This is a genomic window from Kitasatospora albolonga, assembly GCA_002082585.1.
Lineage (GTDB): Bacteria > Actinomycetota > Actinomycetes > Streptomycetales > Streptomycetaceae > Streptomyces > Streptomyces stephensoniae.
Genome location: CP020563.1, coordinates 3,823,571 through 3,843,625 on the forward strand (window position 1 = coordinate 3,823,571; position 20,055 = coordinate 3,843,625).

Below are 20,055 nucleotides of genomic sequence, written 5' to 3' on the forward strand. Positions count from 1 at the left end.
CAGCATAGATACAACATGCACGCATGGCGGAGGGGCGTCCGGATTCTGGACCCGTCCGGCGGGCCACGAGAGTCCCATAGTTCACGCTTTCCTGAATTCAGGATCATCTGTACTGTCAGACGCATGCTGACCGTCGCTCCCGACATCGAGGTGCTCGCGCGGTTCGGCCGCGCGCTCGCCGACCCGATCCGCTGCCGCCTGCTGCTCGCACTCCACCAGGCCCCGGCGTACCCCTCCGATCTCGCCGACGCCCTGGGCATCTCGCGCACCCGGCTCTCCAACCACCTGGCCTGCCTGCGCGACTGCGGCCTGGTCGTCACCGTGCCGGACGGTCGCCGGACGCGCTACGAACTGGCCGACGAACGCCTCGGCGACGCCCTGGAGGCCCTGCGCACCGCCGTGGTGGCCGTGGAGACGGACCGCACCTGCCCGGACGCGGAAACGGAAGGGTGCTGCTGACCGATGACCGCGATATCCCTGGGCCCCTCCCCGGCCCGCCGTGACGCCCTCGCCCGCCGGATACGGCTACTGGTCGCGGCGACCATCGCCTACAACGTCGTCGAGGCGGTCGTCGCCCTCACCGCCGGAACGATCGCCTCCTCCAGCGCGCTGGTCGGCTTCGGCCTCGACTCCGTCATCGAGGTCTCCTCCGCCACCGCCGTCGCCTGGCAGTTCTCCGCCCGCGACCACGCGGTGCGCGAGGCCCGGGAGAAGGCCGCCCTGCGGATCATCGCCCTCTCGTTCTTCGCGCTCGCGGCGTACGTCTCCGTCGACGCGGCACGGGCCCTGGCGGGCGGCGGCGAGGCCGAACGCTCCCTCACCGGCATCGTGATCGCGGCGCTCTCCCTGGCGATCATGCCGTTCCTCTCCACCGCCCAGCGCCGGGCGGGCCGCGAACTCGGCTCCGCCTCGGCCGTCGCGGACTCGAAGCAGACCCTGCTGTGCACGTACCTCTCCGCCGTCCTCCTCGTCGGCCTGCTCCTCAACGCCCTCCTCGGCTGGTCCTGGGCCGACCCGGTCGCCGCCCTCGTCATCGCCGTCATCGCGGTCAAGGAGGGCCGCGACGCGTGGCAGGGCAGGGGCTGTTGCGCACCGCCCTCGCCCATGGCGGCCCCCGCCAGCCCTGCGGGAACAGCGACGGACGCGTGCGGCTGTCAACCCGGCTGCGCGTGCTGCACCCCGTCGAGGGTGGGCAAACCCTGACCACGGGTCAGGCCGACAGCCGCGCGAAAAGGATCAGGGTCGAGCCCGTGCAAATTCACCCGTTCGAGAGCGCATCCATTCGCCCGCTCCGGCAGTCTCACTCACCGAGCGGCACCCATATGTGGCCGCATTTCAGGGGCATTTGGAGCGTTCAGTTGAAAATCGGGATCAAACGCATCAATCGCGTCACCGTAGCGAGCACGGTGGCGCTCACCGCGGGTGCGGTGCTCGCGAGCGGCGCCTTCGCCTCGGCGGCGCACGCCGCCACCCCGCCACCGGCTCCGAAGATCGTCGCCAAGGGCGGCTTCGTGATGAACAACGGCACCGGTAAGGCCCTCTTCAGCAAGTCCGCGGACACCCGCCGCTCCACCGGCTCCACCACGAAGATCATGACCGCCCTCGTGGTGCTCCAGCAGAAGAACGTGAACCTGAAGTCCAAGGTCACGATCCAGAAGGCGTACAGCGACTACATCGTCTCCAAGAACGCCTCGTCCGCCCGGCTCATCGTCGGCGACAAGGTGACGGTCAACCAGCTGCTCTACGGCCTGATGCTGCCGTCCGGCTGCGACGCGGCGTACGCCCTGGCCGACAAGTTCGGCACCGGCAAGACCCGTGCGGCCCGCGTGAAGTCGTTCATCGGCAAGATGAACGCCACGGCGAAGAGCCTGAAGCTGAAGAACACCCACTTCGACTCGTTCGACGGTATAAGCAGCGGGAAGAACTACTCGACCCCCCGCGACCTGACGAAGATCGCCAGCCAGGCGATGAAGAACTCCACGTTCCGCACCATCGTCAAGACGAAGTCCACGAAGCAGTCGGTCACCATGAAGAACGGTGGCAAGCGCACCATGTCGTGGACCAACACCAACAAGATGCTGAGCAGCTACAGCGGAGCGATCGGCGTGAAGACGGGCTCCGGCCCGACCGCCAAGTACTGCCTGGTCTTCGCGGCGACCCGCAAGGGCAAGACCGTCATCGGTACGGTGCTCACGTCGTCCTCCGAGGCGAACCGCACCGCCGACGCGAAGAAGCTCATGGACTACGGGTTCAAGAAGTAACCGACCCGCGCGTACGAGCAAGGGGCCCGGCCCGCACGGTGTGTGCGGGCCGGGCCCCTTCGCGGTTCACGTGACGGCGTACGGGCCTACGGCTGCTGCGGCCGACGCAGGTCGGCCGTGAAGGCGTCCCACGCGGCGGGCGCGACGGTGACGACCGGGCCGCCGGGGCGCGTTGAGTCGCGGACGGCGATGGTGGTGGGGATGTTGCGGGCGACCTCGACGCACTCACCGTCGCCGCTACTGTGACTGGATTTCTCGAAGCGGAAGCCGCTCACGCGCACCGACCTTCCTCCGGCGCTCTCCGCCATATCTACATATCCCCCAGCAACGTCGCCTGGAAAGCGCCCCAGGCGACGGCGGAAACGGTGAGTACAGGCCCACTTGGGTCCTTGGAGTCACGGACGGCGACGATGCGTGGAACGTTGCGGGCCACTTCAACGCACTCGCCGGTCGGCTCGCTGTAGCTGGACTTCTTGAAGCGGAACTTGCTCATTCGTTCCTCCTCTTGAGAATGCTTGCCCGTGAACGGTCAGAACTGCCGACGCAGATCGGCCGTGAAGGCGCCCCACGCGGCAGGCGCGACGGTGACGACAGGGCCACCAGGGCGCTTGGAGTCGCGGACGGCGACGGTACGGGGGATGTTGCGGGCCACTTCGACGCACTCCTGCTCTGCGTTGCCGCCGCTGTAACTCGACTTGACGAACTTGTACGCGGGCACGGGCCTTACAACTCCTTGAGAATGCCGTCGATCGTTCTGACCGAGTTGCGCTGCGCGAGCCCCAAACGGCTGATGCGGTCGAAGAGCTGGGCGTGGCGCTCCGCATCAGTATCGCTCTCCAGCCAGAGCGCGGTCGAGGTGGTGTCCATGCGGACCACATCCAGCGCTCCCGGTTCGGCGAACGACACGATGGTGAAGGCACTCGTCATGCCCGGATGGGCACCCGCGAGGTAGGGCGTGACCTGAAGCTTCACGTTCGGCTGCCGGGCCATGTCCAAGAGGTGGCCCAGCTGCTCCTTCATCACCTCACGCCCGCCGACGAGTTGGCGCAGCGCCGCCTCGTGGACCACTGCCCACAGCTCAAGCGGATTCTCCCCGGCCAGTCGCGCCTGTCGGGTCATCCGGGCTTCGACGAAAGGCTCGACCTCATCGGGGTCCTCCCACGATCCGTTGCCCACGGCAAGCGCCCTGGCGTAGTCGGCCGTCTGCAACAGCCCAGGAACGATGGCGAGCTGCCAGGTACGGACGCTGGTCGCGATGTCCTCCAGAGCCGCGTACTCGACCATGGACCGAAGTCCCGGGTACTGGTTCCACCAGCCGCTCGCCTTGCGGCGCTCGCGGTCCGCCTTCGCCAGGGCCAGCAGCCTGTCGATGGCATCGGCGTCGGCCATGCCGTACAGGTGGCACAGGGCGCGGATGTCGGGGTCCCGTATCGGTACGAGGCCCCGCTCGATCTTGGCGACCTTGGCCACCGACGCCGTCAGCGCGTCCGCCGCGTGCGACTGCCGCAGGTCGCATGCCTCCCGCATCCGCAGCAACTCACCGCCGAGACGGCGTCCCAGCACGGTGGAGACCGTCCGGCCTCGATCCGGATTACTGCCTGCCACGTCGCATCCCCTCAGTCGAGTGGACCAAGTCTGGGACTCGCAGCCTTCGAACACCAACTAGGGCAGAGAATTTTCTGCTCGAACTTGTTTCTGCGCGAGCAACTACACCACTACCGTCGGTGTTCCACCGCTCGCACAGCGGAACCAACCCGGCGGAAGCGCACCGTCCTGCCCACACGCAGACGCGACAGAGCCACCGCCCACCCCACCCCGGAGGCACGCGACCATGACCGCAGCCCAGGAGATCTCCGCCCCCGCCCCCGAGCCCGTTCTCCGCAAGGACCGGGTCGACTACGCGCCCACCGCTCGCAGCGTCGCTCTCAGCCGGCACCGGACCGCTCGGCTCGTCCTTCAGCGGGGGCTGCCCGGAATGGCCGGGGACGCGGCCGTGATCGTCAGCGAGTTGGCCACCAACGCCCTGCTGCACGGGGCTGTCAGGGGGCGGCTCATCCGGGTCGACCTCACCCTCACCGCCGCCGCCCTCCGCGTCGCCGTCAGTGATCCGCGCGGTGAGCGGCTGCCCCGCCTCCGGCAGCCCGGCGCCGACTGCTACGGGCTCGGGCTCCTGATCGTCACTCGGCTCGCCGACCGATGGGGCGTCGAGCCCCGTACCGTCGGCAAGTCCGTCTTCGCCGAGCTCTCCGTACGGTGAACGGCGGCGGCAGACACGACGGTGGGCCCGTACGCCTCGAAGACGTACGGGCCCACCGGCAAGAACGCTACGCCCAGGTGATCAGGCGCTTCGGCTGTTCCAGGATCGCCGCCACATCGGCCAGCACCTTGGAGCCCAGCTCGCCGTCGACCAGGCGGTGGTCGAACGACAGGGCCAGCGTGGTGACCTGACGCGGCTTCACCTTGCCCTTGTGGACCCACGGCTGGAGCTTGATCGCGCCGACCGCCAGGATCGCGGACTCGCCCGGGTTGAGGATCGGGGTGCCCGTGTCGACGCCGAAGACGCCGACGTTGGTGATCGTCACCGTGCCGCCCGCCATCGCCGCCGGGGACGTCTTGCCGTCCCTCGCCGTGGCGACCAGCTCGCCCAGGGCCGCCGCGAGCTGCGGCAGCGTCTTGTCGTGCGCGTCCTTGATGTTCGGCACGATCAGACCGCGCGGGGTGGCCGCCGCGATGCCCAGGTTGACGTAGTGCTTCTGCACGATCTCCTGGTTGGCCTCGTCCCAGGCCGCGTTGACCTCGGGGTTCCGCTTGATCGCGACCAGGAGGGCCTTGGCGATGATCAGGAGCGGGTTGACCCGCACCCCCGCCATCTCCTTGTCCTCCTTGAGCTCCGCCACCAGCTTCATCGTGCGCGTCACGTCGACCGTCACGAACTCGGTCACGTGCGGCGCGGTGAAGGCACTGCCCACCATCGCCTGCGCGATCGCCTTGCGGACTCCCTTGATGGGGATGCGGGTCTCGCGGGCCGAGGCCGTGACGGCCGGTGCCTCGGTGGCGGACACCGCGACCGGTTCGGCAACCGAAGGCGCCTCGGCCGGAGAAGCCGCAGAAGCCGGAGCCGGAGAAGCCGCCGCGTGCACGTCCTCGCGGGTGATGATGCCGTCCTTGCCGGTCGGCACCACCGTCGCCAGGTCGATACCCAGGTCCTTGGCCAGCTTCCGTACCGGCGGCTTCGCCAGCGGGCGGGCCACCGGAGAGGCATCAGCCGCAGGAGCAGGAGCAGCCGCAGGAGAACCGTGGCCGTTCAGCTCCGCCTGGACCGCCGCCGCGACCGCGGCCGCCTCAGGAGCGGCGGCCCCCTTGCGCGGGCGGCGCTTGGTGGAGGACTCCGCGACTCCGTAGCCGACGAGGACCGGCGTACGGGCCTTCGGTTCGTCAGCCGGAGCGGCAGGGGCGGCGGGAGCGGCAGGAGCCGCCGAAGCAGCGGGGGCCGGAGGGGCTTCCTCCGTACTGCCCGGCGCCACGTCCACCGTGATGATCACCTGGCCGACATCGACCGTCGTACCCTCGCCGAACCGCAGCTCGTGCACCACGCCGTCGAACGGGATCGGCAGCTCCACGGCCGCCTTCGCCGTCTCGACCTCGCACACGACCTGGCCGTCGGTGACCGTGTCACCGGGCTGGACGAACCACTTGAGGATCTCGGCCTCGGTGAGCCCCTCGCCCACGTCGGGCATCTTGAACTCGCGGAAGCGAGCGGACGTCTGTGTCATCGTCGTCACGACCCCAATCCCTCAGTACGCAAGCGAGCGGTCGACGGCGTCGAGCACCCGGTCCAGGCCCGGCAGGTACTCCTCCTCCAGCCGGGCCGGCGGGTAGGGCACGTGGTAGCCGCCGACCCGCAGGACGGGGGCCTCCAGGTGGTAGAAGCTGCGCTCGGTGATCCGGGCGGCGATCTCCGCGCCGGAGCCGTAGAAGACGGGCGCCTCGTGGACGACGACGAGCCGGCCGGTCTTCTCGACCGACGTCTGGATGGCGTCGAAGTCGATCGGGGACATCGAGCGCAGGTCCAGGACCTCGACCGACTTGCCCTCCTCCTGGGCGGCGGCGGCCGCCTCCAGGCAGACCTTCACCATCGGGCCGTACGCGACGAGCGTCAGGTCGCTGCCCTCGCGGACGGTGACGGCCTTGTGCAGCGGGCCGGGGATGGACTCGGTGTCGACCTCGCCCTTGTCCCAGTAACGCCGCTTGGGCTCGAAGAAGATGACCGGGTCGTCGCTCTGGACGGCCTGCTGCATCATCCAGTAGGCGTCGCTCGCGTTGGCGGGAGAGACCACCTTCAGGCCCGCCACATGCGCGAAGAGCGCCTCGGGGGACTCGCTGTGGTGCTCGACCGCGCCGATGCCGCCGCCGTACGGGATACGGACGACGACCGGGAGCTTGATCTTGCCGAGCGCGCGGGCGTGCATCTTCGCGAGCTGCGTGACGATCTGGTCGTACGCGGGGAAGACGAAGCCGTCGAACTGGATCTCGACGATCGGGCGGTAGCCGCGCAGGGCCAGGCCGATCGCGGTGCCGACGATGCCGGACTCGGCGAGCGGGGTGTCGATGACCCGCTCCTCGCCGAAGTCCTTCTGGAGGCCGTCGGTGATCCGGAAGACCCCGCCGAGCTTTCCGACGTCCTCGCCCATGATGAGGACCTTGGGGTCGGTGTCGAGGGCCAGGCGCAGCGACTCGTTGAGCGCTTTCGCGATGGACATCTTTTCCACGGCCATGGCTACTTGCCCTCCTCGGCGGAGTCTGCGAACGATGCCTGGTAGGCGGCGAACTGGGCCCGCTCCTCGTCGACGAGGGAGTTGCCGTCGGCGTAGGCGTGCTCGAACAGGGACAGCGGCTCCGGGTCGGGCATCGCCCGCACCACCTCGCGTACGCGCTTGCCGAGGGTCTCGCTCTCCGTCTCCAGCTCGGCGAAGAACGCCTCGTCGGCGTGGCCGGAGTTCTCCAGGTATGTGCGCAGCCGCAGGATCGGGTCCTTGGCCTCCCACGCGGCCCGCTCGTCGTCGGCCCGGTACTTCGTCGGGTCGTCGGAGGTGGTGTGGGCGCCCATGCGGTACGTGAACGCCTCGACCAGGGTCGGGCCCTCACCGCGCCGGGCCCGCTCCAGCGCGGAACGGGTCACGGCCAGACACGCCAGTACGTCGTTGCCGTCGACCCGGACGCCGGGGAAGCCGTACCCCTGCGCGCGCTGGTAGAGCGGCACGCGGGTCTGGCGCTCGGTGGGCTCGGAGATGGCCCACTGGTTGTTCTGGCAGAAGAAGACGACCGGGGCGTTGTAGACGGCGGAGAAGGTGAACGACTCCGCGACATCGCCCTGGCTGGAGGCGCCGTCACCGAAGTACGCGATCACGGCCGAGTCCGCGCCGTCCTTGGCGACGCCCATGGCGTAGCCGGTGGCGTGCAGGGTCTGCGAGCCGATGACGATCGTGTACAGGTGGAAGTTGTTGGTGGTCGGGTCCCAGCCGCCGTGGTTCACCCCGCGGAACATGCCCAGCAGGTTGGTGGGGTCGACCCCGCGGCACCAGGCCACGCCGTGCTCGCGGTAGGTCGGGAAGACGTAGTCGTCGTCGCGCAGCGCCCGGCCGCTGCCGATCTGCGCGGCCTCCTGGCCCAGCAGCGAGGCCCACAGGCCCAGCTCCCCCTGCCTCTGGAGGGCGGTCGCCTCGGCGTCGAAGCGGCGGGTGAGGACCATGTCCCGGTACAGGCCGCGCAGCTCGTCAGCGCTCAGGTCGATGCTGTAGTCCGGGTGCTCGACGCGTTCGCCCTCGGGCGTCAGCAGCTGCACGAGCTGGGGCTCGGAACTCTGCGGCTTCTTCGCGGCGCTGGTCCGCTTACTGGCGCGTCGCGGTTTACGCGCGGCGGCAGTGCTCTCCACGGTCACGTGCGTGCTCCTCCGTCGGTCCGGCCCCCGGGGTCTGCCGGGAACCAGTGCGGCTCGCCTGTGTCCGGACCCGTGCACGGGGTGGGTGCTTCTCGGCCGGGATACAGGCGTGACAGGTGCCCCGGCGAGCGCCCTGTCATAGGCACGTTACCCAGTGCATCGCATAACTGCGAAACCCTATCTGACCTGCGTTTTTGCTTGGATTTCCAAGTAAATCGAAAAAATCACGAAGCTCTGCTGGTCACAGCACTGGGAACAGCCTTGCAGGCCGCCGGAACAACGGCACGTTATCCCGCGGATCAGCGGCTGGGAAGAGCGGAGGAGAGGCGAGTATGTGAGACTGCGACCGTGCGCGAAGATGGAAAAATCACGGTATTTCTGCTCGACGATCATGAGGTCGTCCGGCGTGGCGTCCATGAGCTGCTCGCCTCCGAACCGGACATCGAGGTGGTCGGCGAGGCCGGAACGGCCGCCGACGCCCTGGTCAGAATCCCGGCGACCCGCCCCGATGTGGCGGTGCTCGACGTCCGGCTGCCCGACGGCAGCGGGGTCGAGGTGTGCCGGGAGGTCCGTTCGCTGGATGAGAACATCAAATGCCTGATGCTCACCTCGTACGCCGATGACGAGGCCCTTTTCGACGCGATCATGGCCGGGGCGTCGGGATATGTGCTCAAGGCGATCCGCGGGAATGAGCTGCTCAATGCCGTACGGGATGTCGCCGCCGGGAAATCCCTGCTGGACCCCGTGGCGACCGCCCGGGTGCTGGAGCGGCTGCGCGACGGCGGCACCGCCAAGGGCGACGACCGGCTCGCCAACCTCACCGAGCAGGAGCGCAAGATCCTGGACCTGATCGGGGAGGGGCTGACCAACCGGGTCATCGGGGAGCGGCTGCACCTCGCCGAGAAGACCATCAAGAACTACGTCTCCAGCCTGCTGTCCAAGCTGGGCATGGAGCGCCGCTCGCAGGCCGCCGCGTACGTCGCCCGGCTCCAGGCCGAGCGCCGCTGAGCCGGCAACCGGCCGCCCCGGCAGGCCCCGAGGGACTTTGGTCCCGGTCCACCCGGGGCCGGGGACTCTTACCCGGCCCCTACGCGTACCGGACAGTGGACCGTATGCCCACCGACGAAACCCCCGCGCCCACGGCGCTGGAGCTGCTCCGCCGGGTCCCCTACGGCCGCCTGGCCACCAGCATGCGCGCCCTGCCGTTCCTGGCGGTGGCCCGGCACGTGGTGTGCGACGGCCGCATCCTGCTGCGGATGCACAGCGGCTTCGGTTACCACGAGGCGTGCGACGGGAGCGTCGTCGCCTACGGGGCGGACAACTACAACGCGGCCGCGCCGGACCACGGCGACGGCGGCAGCGGCAGCGGGGACCTGTGGTCGGTGCAGTTCACCGGGCCCGCCGAGATCGTCCACCCCTGCCCCGAGCAGGCGGAACTCTTCGGCGCCGCCCCCCTGCGCGCCAACGGCGAACCCTTCGCCCCGGCCTACCTCCGGATCGATCCGCACTTCGCCACAGAGCACACTCTGGACTTCGACGCAAGTCAGCTTGTCCGCCACGCAGCGTGATCTACCATTTGGTAAGTGCCGCGCTCATATGTAACCCGCCCACCAGTTCCTCCGGTCGGCGAGGTGCTGCGCCGCTACCCGGAGGTGGGTGAACCGCTCGCCTGCGAGCCGATCACCAAGGGCCTCCTGAACCACGGATACCGCGTGTCCACCACCCGCGGCTCCTACTTCCTCAAGCACCACCTGGACAAGAAGCACATCGACGACGCCACCGGGGAACGCGCCACGATCGTGCGCCAGCACCGGGCCACCCAGCGGCTGGCCTCCCTCGGGGTGCCCGTCGTCCCGCCGTTGACCGACGCGGACGGCACCACGGTCACGGTGATCGGTGAGAGCTGCTACGCCCTGCACCCCTGGGTCGACGGACTGCACCGGGTCGGGTCCCAGCTCACCCCCCACCAGTCCCGGCGTCTCGGGACGCTCCTCGGAGTCGTACACACCGCTCTTGAGCAGGTCATGCCGACGGACGGTGAACCCGGGCCGTCCGACGGGCCGTTACCCGCCGGGTACGGCAGCCCGCACGCCGCCGACACCTTCGCGCTGATCGACGAGCTGCTGGCCGTGGCGCGGGGGCAGCGGCCCCGGGACACCCCGCGCGACGCCTTCGACGAGCTCGCCGTGCACCGGCTCGTGGAGCGCCGCGCCCTGCTGGAGCTCCACGCCCACCGCCGGCCGCCGACCCCGGACGGGCCCGCCACCGGGTGGGTGCACGGGGACTTCCACCCGCTCAACCTCCTCTACCGGGGCGCCGATCCGGTCGCCATCGTCGACTGGGACCGGCTGGGCGTGCAGCCGCGCGCCGAGGAGGCGGTCCGGGCGGCGGCGATCTTCTTCGTGCAGCCGGGCGGGGAGCTGGACCTGCCGAAGGTACGGGCGTACGCCCGCGCGTACCGGCGTGCGGCGGGCGCGGACCCGGCCGAACTGGCCGCCGCCGTGCACCGGGTGTGGTGGGAGCGGCTCAACGACTTCTGGATACTCCGCTGGCGCTACCGCCTGGACGACCGAAGGGCCGACCCGCAGTTCCCCGCGGTGTCGGCCCTGGCGGTGTGGTGGACCCGTGAGTACGAGGCGGTGTGCGCGGCCTTCACGGAGTGAGGGCCGGGGTGCCTCGTGCGCTGATGAAGGTGACGCGGGTCTGCTCCGTCCCTAAGGGGTGGTGCCCCCTGCCGACGGGCCGGCCGTGTCCCCCGTACCGGCGTTGGCGCCCGCGTTCGCGCCCTCGGAGCCGCCGGGCTCGCCGCCGTTGCCGCCGCCCGGTGTGCCCGGGTCGGTCGTCGGGTCGACGGGGTCGCCGGTCGGTTCGCCCGTGGTGCCCTCGTTGGTGTTGCCGTCCGTCGTCCCGGGGTCCGGTTCGGACGGGGTCGGGGTCGGGGTGAACGAGGGCTGGCTCTGGGTCGGCGGCGGGGTGTACGGCGGCGGGTTGGGCTGGGTCCAGCCGCCTCCGGAGTTGCTCGGCGGCTCCGGCTCCTCGCTCTTCTCCTCGTCGGAGGGGGTCGGCGAGGGCTTCTCCGGGGAAGGCGTTGCCGAGGTGGACGGCGCCACCGGCTTCTTCTCGTTGTCGTCGCCCTTCGACGCGCTGATCGCGAAGGCGACTCCGGCACCGATCGCGATCAGGGCGAGCGCCACGAACAGCCACATCCGGCCACGTCGCCCCCCGGACCGCTGACCGCCGTCGTAGCCGCCGTCGTCCGGGTTGTACGGGGGCAGGATCGGGCCCTGCGAGGTGTCCCCGTGCACGGGGTGGCCCATCGCGCGGGTGGAACCCGTCAATCCGTGCGGCGGGGTCTGGCCGCCCTCGTGGTGCGCGACCGGACCGGTGTTCCACGTCCCCGTGTGGCCGCCCTGCACCTGGAGCATCTGGAGGCTGTACTGGATCAGCCCCCGCATCTCCTCGGCGCTCTGGAACCGGTCGTCCGGGTCCTTCGCCAGCGAGCGCATCACCAGCCCGTCCAGCTCCGGCGGGACCACGTCCGAGACCTCGGACGGCGGCACCGGCATGTCCTGGACATGCTGGTAGACCACCGAGAGGGGGGTCTCACCGGTGAACGGGGGCCGCAGCGCGAGCAGTTCGTAGAGCAGGCAGCCGGTGGCGTACAGGTCGGAGCGGTGGTCGACGGCCTTGCCGAGCGCCTGCTCGGGGGAGAGGTACTGCGGCGTGCCCATGACCATGCCGGTCTGGGTCATCGTCGACTGGGCGCCGTGCAGCGCCCGGGCGATGCCGAAGTCCATCACCTTGACCGCGCCCGAGTCCGTGATGATGACGTTGGCCGGCTTGATGTCCCGGTGCACGATGCCGTGCTGGTGCGAGTAGGCCAGCGCCTCCAGCACCCCCGAGACGATGATCAGCGCCTGCTCGGGCGGGGGCGCCTCGGCGGTCAGGAGGAGGTCGCGGATGGTGCGGCCCTCGACCAGCTCCATCACGATGTACGGGACGGTCTGGCCGCCCACGGTGTCCTCGCCGGAGTCGTACACGGCGACGATCGCATGGTGGTTGAGCCCGGCGACCGACTGCGCCTCGCGCGTGAAGCGGGCCTTGGAGTTCGGGTCCTCGGCCAGGTCGGAGCGGAGGAGCTTCACCGCGACCGTGCGTCCGAGCCGGACGTCCTCCGCCGCGTAGACCTCCGCCATGCCGCCCCGGCCGAGCCGGTAGGTCATCCGGTAACGCCCGTCGCCGACGACGCCGCCGACACCCCAGGCGTCGGAGCCATCCGAGACTCCGCCGCCGTTTGCTTCGGAATCGGGTGCCATCAGTCCTCGCCGTCGTATCTGTCCGCGCGTCCGCGGGTTCTCACGGTGCCTTGCTGCATTGCCACGTCACGCTACAGCCTTCACCGGACACCCAGGTTCCGCACCGGACCGATCATCCGACCGCCCGGCGCGCCTCACATCCCCCGAGCACGTTTTTCCTGTAACGCTTCCGAGACGCTTCTTGTGCGGAGGGTCACGGAACGGGCACCCGGCTTGACGTGTCGGACCCCTCGGGCAGACTTGGCGCGTAATCGCGTCAAACGGAACCGCGTCGCGCGCGACCACGTCCTACAGAAACATCGCGTGCGCAGAGCGCGCCGCCGAGGGGGATGCAAGTCATGAGCCAGGACGGCGCACAGGGCCGCTACGCGGGCGGCGCGGTGGCAGGCGGCCGCTACCAGCTGCGCGACCTGCTCGGCGAGGGCGGGATGGCCTCCGTCTACCTGGCCTACGACTCCGCCCTGGACCGCCAGGTCGCGATCAAGACCCTCCACACCGAGCTGGGGCGCGAGCAGTCGTTCCGCGAGCGGTTCCGGCGCGAGGCGCAGGCCGTCGCCAAGCTCCAGCACACCAACATCGTCTCGGTCTTCGACACGGGCGAGGACGAGCTCGGCGGCGCGCTGATGCCGTACATCGTCATGGAGTACGTGGAGGGGCAGCCGCTCGGCTCGGTGCTGGCCTCCGACATCCGGCAGTACGGGGCGATGCCCGCCGACAAGGCCCTCAAGGTGACGGCGGACGTGCTCGCCGCGCTGGAGACCAGCCACGAGATGGGCCTGGTCCACCGCGACATCAAGCCCGGCAACGTGATGATGACCAAGCGCGGCGTCGTGAAGGTCATGGACTTCGGCATCGCCCGCGCCATGCAGTCCGGCGTCACCTCGATGACCCAGACCGGCATGGTCGTCGGCACCCCGCAGTACCTCTCCCCCGAGCAGGCCCTCGGCCGCGGTGTCGATGCCCGCTCCGACCTGTACTCGGTCGGGATCATGCTCTTCCAGCTGCTCACCGGCCGCCTCCCGTTCGACGCCGACTCCCCGCTCGCCATCGCGTACGCGCATGTGCAGGAGGAGCCGGTCGCGCCGTCCAGCATCAACCGGTCGGTCACCCCGGCGGTGGACGCGCTGGTGGCCCGCGCCCTCAAGAAGAACCCGAACGAGCGCTTCCCCAGCGCCGCCGCGATGCGGGACGAGATCGCGCGGGTGCTGAACGCCTCGGGCGGCCAGACCGGCGCCCCGGTGATCGTGGCGGGCGGCGGACCGGCCAACAGCGGTGCGGGCGTCGGCTCGGCGGTCTTCCCACCCGTGGACCAGGCCACCCCCGCGCCGCAGGGCGTCCAGACCCCGTACCAGCCGCATCCGCAGCACCAGCAGTCACACCAGCACCCGCAGCCGCACCAGCCGCACCAGCCGGGGCCGTACAGCCAGCCGACGCCCGCGCAGGGCTACGGCTACCCGCAGGCAGGCCCGAGCTACCCGACGCCGGGTCCGCTCGCCCACCAGACCCCGCCGCCGTACACGATCAACCCGCAGCACCAGACGGCCGTCGGCCCCGCGGGCGGCTCCTCCGGCAAGCGGAACATGCCGGTCGTCGTCGGTGCGATCGTCGTCGCGCTCCTGGCCGTCGGCGGCCTGATCACCGCGCTCTCCCTCCAGGACAAGGGCAAGGACGACGAGGCGGGCAAGGGCGGCGACCCGGGCACCAGCGAGAACACCACGGACGAGGACTACCGGCCGCCGGAGCGCAACCGGACGATGAAGACCACGGCCTGCACGGACGCCACGGAGGACTCCAACGACCCGAAGAAGGTCCAGGCGCCGAACTTCGTCTACAAGGACATCCTCTCCGCCAAGGAGTGCGCGGCCGCCGCCGGCTGGACGATCAAGGAGATCGAGGAGCCGGGCAACACCTACGCGGAGGGCCAGGTCGTCGGGCAGTTCCCGTCCTCGGGCACGGCGGTCTCCGAGCGCGGCGCCCACTTCGAGCTGAAGATCTCCACGGGGCGGGCTTCCTGACTGAAGGTCTCGATGGGGCGGGCTTCCCGACCCGACCGCCACGAGGCGATCCTTTCTGATCGTTACGGTCGTTACGGGACCGCCGATCACCGCTTGTTCGCCGTTCCGGACCGCCCGGCGGCTCCGGATGTCCGGATTTCTCCTCCTCGCCCGTCCGGGATGCCGGATGGAGGAGCACATGTGACGCTGATCTCATGGCTCCAGGACTTCCGGCCGTGTGGTCGTCGAGGTGCGCGGTCTGTCTGCTGGTGGCGGTCGGCGCGGTGCTGGGGCCGTCGGGGCCGCTGAGCGGGACCGCGCACGGTTCGTCGGCGGTGGCCGACAGCCCGTCCGTCACCGCGGTGCCCCCCGGGGCGTCGAGCTCCGCCACCCCGCCGCCCCCCTCGGACGCGGCACCCCCCGCCACGCCTTCCTCCTCTTCCTCCTCTTCCTCCTCGGCCGTTCCGTCCGACGCACCGCTGCCCCTGCCGTCCGGCGTCCTCGGCTCGACGGCCCTGGAGCCCGGCGGCACCCCCTCCGACGTTCCGGAGTACGTGGACGGCGCACCGGCGCCCGAGGACTCGCCCTCCCCCACCCCGACCCATTCCGGTTCGGTCGAGGTCTCGGGGTCCACCGCACCCCTGGCCGGGCGCGAGGCCGGGGCCGGGAAGGCACGCCCCGGGCGTTCGCTGCCCCCGCTGGAGCCCGCGCGGGCCGAGCCGCCGGAACCGCCGGAACCGTCGGGCGAGCCGGAGGAAGTCGCCGTCGACCTGCCGGTTTCCGCCCCGCCGTCCGAGGCGTTCAGCGAGCCCGGAACCCCGGCCGCACGCGCCATGGACGCGGCAGCCGTACGCCAGGTCCAGCAGGTCTCGCTGGGTGCGGGCATCGCCCTGGTGGGCATCGGCCTCAGCTTCCTCGCACTCCGCTTGCGCCGCTCGGACTGAGCGCTCCACCCGTCGCCCCGGAGGTTCCGCGCCCCGTCCCCGTACCGCCGCAGTGACTTGCCAGGACCAACATACTCGGTATACATACTCAGTATGTCGATTCGTCACGGGCTGCTGGCCCTCCTGGAGCGGGGCCCTCGGTACGGCTCTCAGCTCCGCACCGAGTTCGAGTCCCGCACCGGCTCCACCTGGCCCCTGAACGTCGGCCAGGTCTATACGACGCTCAGCCGCCTGGAGCGCGACGGCATGGTCGTGCAGGAGGGGGCCGACGACGCCGGGCACGACCTCTACGCGATCACCGACGACGGCCGGGCCGAGCTGCAGAGCTGGTTCGGGACCCCCGTGGACCGCACCAGCCCGCCCCGCGACGAGCTGGCCATCAAGCTCGCCATGGCCGTGGGAGCCCCGGGGGTCGACATCCGCGAGGTCATCCAGTCCCAGCGCCACCACACCCTCAAGGCCATGCAGGACTACACCCGGCTCAAGGCCCAGGCCCTGACCGACGTCCCGGCCAACCGGGACGAGGTGGCCTGGCTCCTCGTGGTGGAGCAGCTGATCTTCCAGGCGGAAGCCGAGGCGCGCTGGCTCGACCACTGCGAAGCACGGCTCGTCCGCCTCGCCGAGGCCGCCGCCACCGAGCCCTCGTGCGACCCCGGCCCCGCGCCCACGCGCGGACCGGCCCGCTCCCTGACCGGGCGGACGAAGGCCAGGCGCTGAGCCGCGCCTTCCTCTCGTCCCGCTCCGCGGAACAACGGGGCCCGGGCCTTCCTGTCCTGTTCGCACTTCCCTGTCCTGTTCGCACTTCCTGATCAGCGCGTCTTCCTAGGGGGAACCACCCACCATGTCCTCGCCCGTCACGACATCACCGCCACCGCCCTCCGGGACGCCCGTCGGCGCCCCCGTGCTCGAACTGCGGGCGCTGACCCGTACCCACGGCTCCGGCATCGCCGAGGTCCACGCGCTGCGCGGGATCAGCCTCGCCGTGTACCCGGGCGAGCTGGTCGCCGTCATGGGGCCCTCCGGCTCCGGCAAGTCCACCCTGCTGACCCTGGCCGGCGGGCTCGACACCGCCACCAGCGGCCAGGTGGTCATCGAGGGCCAGGACATCGCCTCCCTCGGCCGCAAGGGCATCGCCGCCCTGCGCCGCCGCAGCGTCGGGTACGTCTTCCAGGACTACAACCTCATCCCCGCCCTGACCGCCGCCGAGAACATCGCGCTGCCCCGCGAACTCGACGGCGTCTCCGTGCGCAAGGCCCGCAAGGAGGCCCTCGCCGCGCTGGCCGAGCTGAAGCTGACCGAGATAGCCGACCGCTTCCCCGACGAGATGTCCGGCGGCCAGCAGCAGCGCGTCGCCATCGCCCGCGCGCTCGTCGGCGACCGGCGCCTCGTGCTCGCCGACGAGCCGACCGGCGCCCTCGACTCCGAGACCGGCGAGACCGTCCTCGCCCTCCTGCGCACCCGCTGCGACCAGGGCGCGGCCGGGGTGATGGTGACCCATGAGCCCCGGTACGCGGCCTGGGCCGACCGGGTCGTCTTCCTCCGGGACGGCTCGATCGTCGACCAGACGGTGTCCACCGGGGCCGAATCGCTGCTCGCGGGCGTCAGCGAGGCCACCGGAACGAACGGAACCGGCGGGACCGGCGGGACCGGCGCAGCGAACGGGAACAGCGGGACCGCAGGAGCTTCCGAGGCCGCCCAGTGAGCCTCTTCTCCGGATGGCGTGCCGCCTTCCGCATAGCCAGGCGTGATGCCCTACGGGCCAAGGGCCGCAGCGCTCTGGTCGTCGCGATGATCGCCCTGCCGGTCCTCGGTGTGACCGCCGCCGACCTGACGTACCGCAGCGCCGTGCCCACCGTGGCGGAGGAGCTGACGGCGGATCTGGGGGCGGCCGACGCCCGGTTCACCGATCAGGGGATGGGCCCGGTCCGGCTGGAGCAGATGCCCGACGGCATCCTGTGGGGGCTCCCCGAGGACGCCCCGGAGACGCTCCCCGAGGACGAACGGAAGTCCGTCGACGTACCGGCGACCTTCCCCAAGGGCTCGCGGTACCTCACCGAGCAGTCCGTGCCCGCGTCCGTGACGACCCGCCACGGCATCACCGACACGCGGATCACCGAGCTGGACATCGCGGACCCGCTGCTGCGCGGCCGGGTCGAACTGACCGACGGCGCCTACCCGAAGGCCAGGAACGAGATGGCGGCGACCCGGGCCTTCATCAAGGCGTCCGGGCTCTCCGTCGGCGACCGCGTCACCGTGCGCGGCCCCGGGCAGACCTACACCCTCACCGGTGCGGTGGAGCTCCCCGCCGAGCTGGCCGAGGAGTCCCTGTTCGCCCTCCCCGGCGCGGTCATCGCCCCGTGGCAGAGGGCCGCGGACAAGGACGAGGACAAGGAGATCCTGCCGCCCCAGACCCACGTGGTGGAGTGGCTGGTCCAGGGCCCGCCCGGGGCAGGTGTGAGCTGGCCGGACGTGCTCGCCGCCAATGAGAAGGGCGTGGTGGTACGGGCCCGTCAGGTCGTCCTGGACCCGCCGCCCGACTCCGAGGTCCCCATGGCCGCGACGATGTGGGGCGGGGAGAGCCGCAGCGCGGAACTGACCGCGGCGGCCGCCACCGTGGCGGCCATGGCCATGCTGGAGATCGTGCTGCTGGCCGGTCCGGCGTTCGCCGTGGGCGCCCGCCGCTCGCGCAGGCAGCTGGGCCTGGTCGGCTCCTGCGGCGGCACCCGCAGCCAGGTCCGGGCCGTGGTGCTCGCGGGCGGCGCGGTGCTCGGCGGGGTCGGTGCCGTCGTCGGCGTCGGCGCCGGATTCGCCCTCACCGCCCTGTTCCGCCCGATGATCGAGGACTTCGCAGGCAGCCGCTTCGGCGAACTGACCGTACGGCCCTGGGAGATCCTCGGCATCGCCGTACTCGGCCTGGTCACCGGTGTCCTCGCCGCACTCGCCCCGGCGATCGTGGCGGGCCGTCAGTCCGTCCTCGAATCGCTCACCGGGCACCGCGGGGTCCGCCGCGGCTCCCGGGTGCTGCCGGTCGTCGGCTCCGTCGTGCTCGCGAGCGGCGTGGCCGTCGCGGTGTACGGGGGCGTCAGCGGCAACACGACGCTGGTCGCGGGCGGTTCCGTCCTCGCCGAACTGGGGCTCCTCTGCTGTATCCCGGTGATCGTCGGCTTCCTCGGGCGGCTCGGCCGCAGGCTGCCGCTGACGCCCCGGATCGCCCTGCGCGACGCGGCCCGCAACCGGGGCCGTACCGCCCCCGCCGTCGCCGCCGTCATGGCGGCCGTCGCGGGCAGCGTCGCCATCGCCACGTACACCAGCAGCAGCACCGCCGAGAAGGAGTACGACCACCAGCCCAACCTCACCGCGGGCACCGCCGCCCTGCTCACCGCCGACCCCGCCCAGAAGGCCGAACTGCCCCACGCGCGGACCGCCGTCGAGCAGAACCTCCCCGTCAGCGGGGCACCCGCGCGGCTCGGACGGGTCTGGGCAGGCAGCGACTGCTCCGTGTACTACGAGGAGGAGGACGGCTGCGGAAGCCTCGAACTCGTCAAACCCACCGGGAAGGCCCACTCCTGCCCCCTGAAGGGCAAGGGCGCCAAGGAACTCGCCCTGCGCATCTCGGCCGACGAGCACAAGCGGCTGATGAACTCGCCCGCCTGCATGGACGAGAACCACACCATGATCTCCCTGGGCAGCGACAGCAACAAGATCGTCGTCGGGGACGCCGCCCTGCTCACCTCGTACGTGAAGCTCGACGACCCGGCGGCGGCGAAGGCCCTGGCGGCAGGGGTCCCGGTGCTGCTCAACCCGGCGTACGCGAAGGACGGCGAGGTCACCCTCAAGGCCGTCCACCGCTACAGCGAGCGCGACAAGAACCACGCCTCGCACCCCGGCACGGCACGCACCACCACGGAGCGGCTGAAGGTGTACGTGGCGCCGGACCGCTTCGCGGCCACCCCGAGCATCCGGATGATCATGCCGCAGCAGACGGCCGACCGGCTCGGCCTGCGCTCCGAGGAGCTCGGCAGCATCTACACGCTCACCCGTGAACCCACGGACGCCGAACAGCAGTCGGTCGACGCGGCGTTGGAGCAGGCCGGAAAGAACGCGTACGTGATGACCGCGAACTCCGCAGAGCGGAAGGACGACGAGGTGATCCTGCTGATCCTCGCCCTCTTCGCCGGGGTGGTGACCCTGGGCGCGGCGGCCATCACGACGGGCCTGTCCAAGGCCGACGCGGAGGCCGACCTCACCACGCTCAGCGCGGTGGGCGCGCCCCCGGGCGTACGGCGCTCGCTCTCCGGGTTCCAGTGCCTGGTCGTCGCGTTGACCGGGGTGCTGCTGGGGACGGCGGCGGGGCTCGTGCCCGCGATCGCCCTGCGGCTGACCGACCTGCGCGAGGCCCTCGCGGACATGCGGGTCGATCCGATGCAGTCGGCGTACACCCCGATCGTGATGCCGTGGGGGACCATCGCGCTGCTGGCCCTGGTCGTCCCGGTGCTGGCCGGACTGCTGGCCGCCGCCCTCACCAGCTCCCGGCTGAAGCTGGCCCGGCGGGCGGGGTAGCAACGGCGGGGTAGCGCGGCGGGCGGGGTAGCGCGCCTGTCC

General features: G+C 71.0%; 20 protein-coding genes. 12 read left to right on the top strand and 8 right to left on the bottom strand.

The genetic code is table 11. The features are described 5' to 3' along the window. Nucleotides 1-123 precede the first annotated feature (123 nt). The 3 genes from B7C62_16530 (at nt 124) to B7C62_16540 (ending at nt 2,261) form a co-directional block, all read left to right on the top strand. The gene (locus B7C62_16530) at nt 124-459 is read left to right on the top strand and encodes a transcriptional regulator (protein ID ARF73690.1); all 336 of its coding nucleotides are present in this window, start codon (nt 124-126) and stop codon (nt 457-459) included. Between the two features lie 3 nt (nt 460-462). Further along, nucleotides 463-1,203, top strand: a complete 741-nt coding sequence (locus tag B7C62_16535) for a cation transporter (protein ID ARF73691.1) — start codon at nt 463-465, stop codon at nt 1,201-1,203. A gap of 155 nt (nt 1,204-1,358) precedes the next feature. Continuing rightward, complete coding sequence (locus B7C62_16540; GenBank protein ID ARF73692.1) at nt 1,359-2,261, top strand: D-alanyl-D-alanine carboxypeptidase; 903 nt, start codon at nt 1,359-1,361, stop codon at nt 2,259-2,261. A gap of 86 nt (nt 2,262-2,347) precedes the next feature. Here B7C62_16540 and B7C62_16545 read toward each other — a convergent pair whose 3' ends face one another. Genes B7C62_16545 through B7C62_16560 form a run of 4 tightly spaced genes read right to left on the bottom strand, consistent with a single transcriptional unit; the run spans nt 2,348 to nt 3,866 of the window. Continuing rightward, nucleotides 2,348-2,569, bottom strand: a complete 222-nt coding sequence (locus tag B7C62_16545) for a DUF397 domain-containing protein (GenBank protein ID ARF73693.1) — start codon at nt 2,567-2,569, stop codon at nt 2,348-2,350. A 2-nt stretch (nt 2,570-2,571) separates the two neighbouring features. Next, complete coding sequence (locus tag B7C62_16550) at nt 2,572-2,754, bottom strand: DUF397 domain-containing protein (GenBank protein ID ARF73694.1); 183 nt, start codon at nt 2,752-2,754, stop codon at nt 2,572-2,574. Between the two features lie 36 nt (nt 2,755-2,790). Next, on the bottom strand, nt 2,791-2,979 hold the full coding sequence (locus B7C62_16555) for a DUF397 domain-containing protein (protein ARF73695.1): 189 nt from the start codon (nt 2,977-2,979) through the stop codon (nt 2,791-2,793). Nucleotides 2,980-2,984: 5 nt separating this feature from the next. Beyond that, a complete protein-coding gene (locus tag B7C62_16560; protein ARF73696.1) occupies nt 2,985-3,866 on the bottom strand; it encodes a DNA-binding protein in 882 nt (293 codons plus the stop codon). 226 nt (nt 3,867-4,092) lie between these two features. Between B7C62_16560 and B7C62_16565 the strand changes: the two genes are divergently transcribed. After that, entirely contained in the window at nt 4,093-4,518 is a 426-nt protein-coding gene (locus tag B7C62_16565) for a hypothetical protein (protein ID ARF73697.1), read from the top strand. A gap of 67 nt (nt 4,519-4,585) precedes the next feature. Here the strand turns inward: B7C62_16565 and B7C62_16570 are convergent, their stop codons facing one another. The 3 genes from B7C62_16570 to B7C62_16580 are packed head-to-tail and all read right to left on the bottom strand — an operon-like array spanning nt 4,586 to nt 8,199. Beyond that, complete coding sequence (locus B7C62_16570) at nt 4,586-6,043, bottom strand: branched-chain alpha-keto acid dehydrogenase subunit E2 (protein ID ARF73698.1); 1,458 nt, start codon at nt 6,041-6,043, stop codon at nt 4,586-4,588. Nucleotides 6,044-6,055: 12 nt separating this feature from the next. Further along, nucleotides 6,056-7,036, bottom strand: coding sequence for an alpha-ketoacid dehydrogenase subunit beta (locus B7C62_16575; GenBank protein ARF73699.1), 981 nt, complete (start codon nt 7,034-7,036; stop codon nt 6,056-6,058). A 2-nt stretch (nt 7,037-7,038) separates the two neighbouring features. Further along, nucleotides 7,039-8,199, bottom strand: a complete 1,161-nt coding sequence (locus B7C62_16580) for a pyruvate dehydrogenase (acetyl-transferring) E1 component subunit alpha (protein ID ARF73700.1) — start codon at nt 8,197-8,199, stop codon at nt 7,039-7,041. A gap of 348 nt (nt 8,200-8,547) precedes the next feature. Between B7C62_16580 and B7C62_16585 the strand changes: the two genes are divergently transcribed. The 3 genes from B7C62_16585 (at nt 8,548) to B7C62_16595 (ending at nt 10,862) form a co-directional block, all read left to right on the top strand. Further along, a complete protein-coding gene (locus B7C62_16585) occupies nt 8,548-9,207 on the top strand; it encodes a DNA-binding response regulator (GenBank protein ARF73701.1) in 660 nt (219 codons plus the stop codon). A 104-nt stretch (nt 9,208-9,311) separates the two neighbouring features. Continuing rightward, entirely contained in the window at nt 9,312-9,767 is a 456-nt protein-coding gene (locus B7C62_16590) for a hypothetical protein (GenBank protein ARF73702.1), read from the top strand. 63 nt (nt 9,768-9,830) lie between these two features. Beyond that, nucleotides 9,831-10,862: an aminoglycoside phosphotransferase gene (locus B7C62_16595; protein ID ARF73703.1), complete on the top strand. Its 1,032-nt coding sequence runs from the start codon at nt 9,831-9,833 to the stop codon at nt 10,860-10,862. A 51-nt stretch (nt 10,863-10,913) separates the two neighbouring features. Here the strand turns inward: B7C62_16595 and B7C62_16600 are convergent, their stop codons facing one another. Next, on the bottom strand, nt 10,914-12,515 hold the full coding sequence (locus tag B7C62_16600) for a serine/threonine protein kinase (protein ID ARF73704.1): 1,602 nt from the start codon (nt 12,513-12,515) through the stop codon (nt 10,914-10,916). Between the two features lie 338 nt (nt 12,516-12,853). Here B7C62_16600 and B7C62_16605 point away from each other — a divergent pair, with 338 nt between their 5' ends. From B7C62_16605 to B7C62_16625, 5 genes are all read left to right on the top strand, one after another. Further along, nucleotides 12,854-14,530 (top strand): serine/threonine protein kinase, encoded by a 1,677-nt coding sequence (locus tag B7C62_16605; protein ARF73705.1) that lies wholly within the window; start codon nt 12,854-12,856, stop codon nt 14,528-14,530. Between the two features lie 533 nt (nt 14,531-15,063). Then, entirely contained in the window at nt 15,064-15,453 is a 390-nt protein-coding gene (locus tag B7C62_16610; protein ARF77205.1) for a hypothetical protein, read from the top strand. Nucleotides 15,454-15,546: 93 nt separating this feature from the next. Next, nucleotides 15,547-16,170, top strand: coding sequence for a PadR family transcriptional regulator (locus tag B7C62_16615; protein ID ARF73706.1), 624 nt, complete (start codon nt 15,547-15,549; stop codon nt 16,168-16,170). Nucleotides 16,171-16,294: 124 nt separating this feature from the next. Further along, a complete protein-coding gene (locus tag B7C62_16620) occupies nt 16,295-17,155 on the top strand; it encodes a macrolide ABC transporter ATP-binding protein (protein ARF73707.1) in 861 nt (286 codons plus the stop codon). Continuing rightward, entirely contained in the window at nt 17,152-20,013 is a 2,862-nt protein-coding gene (locus B7C62_16625; GenBank protein ARF73708.1) for a hypothetical protein, read from the top strand. The genes B7C62_16620 and B7C62_16625 overlap by 4 nt, the downstream gene beginning before the upstream one ends. The last annotated feature ends 42 nt before the right edge of the window (nt 20,014-20,055 follow it).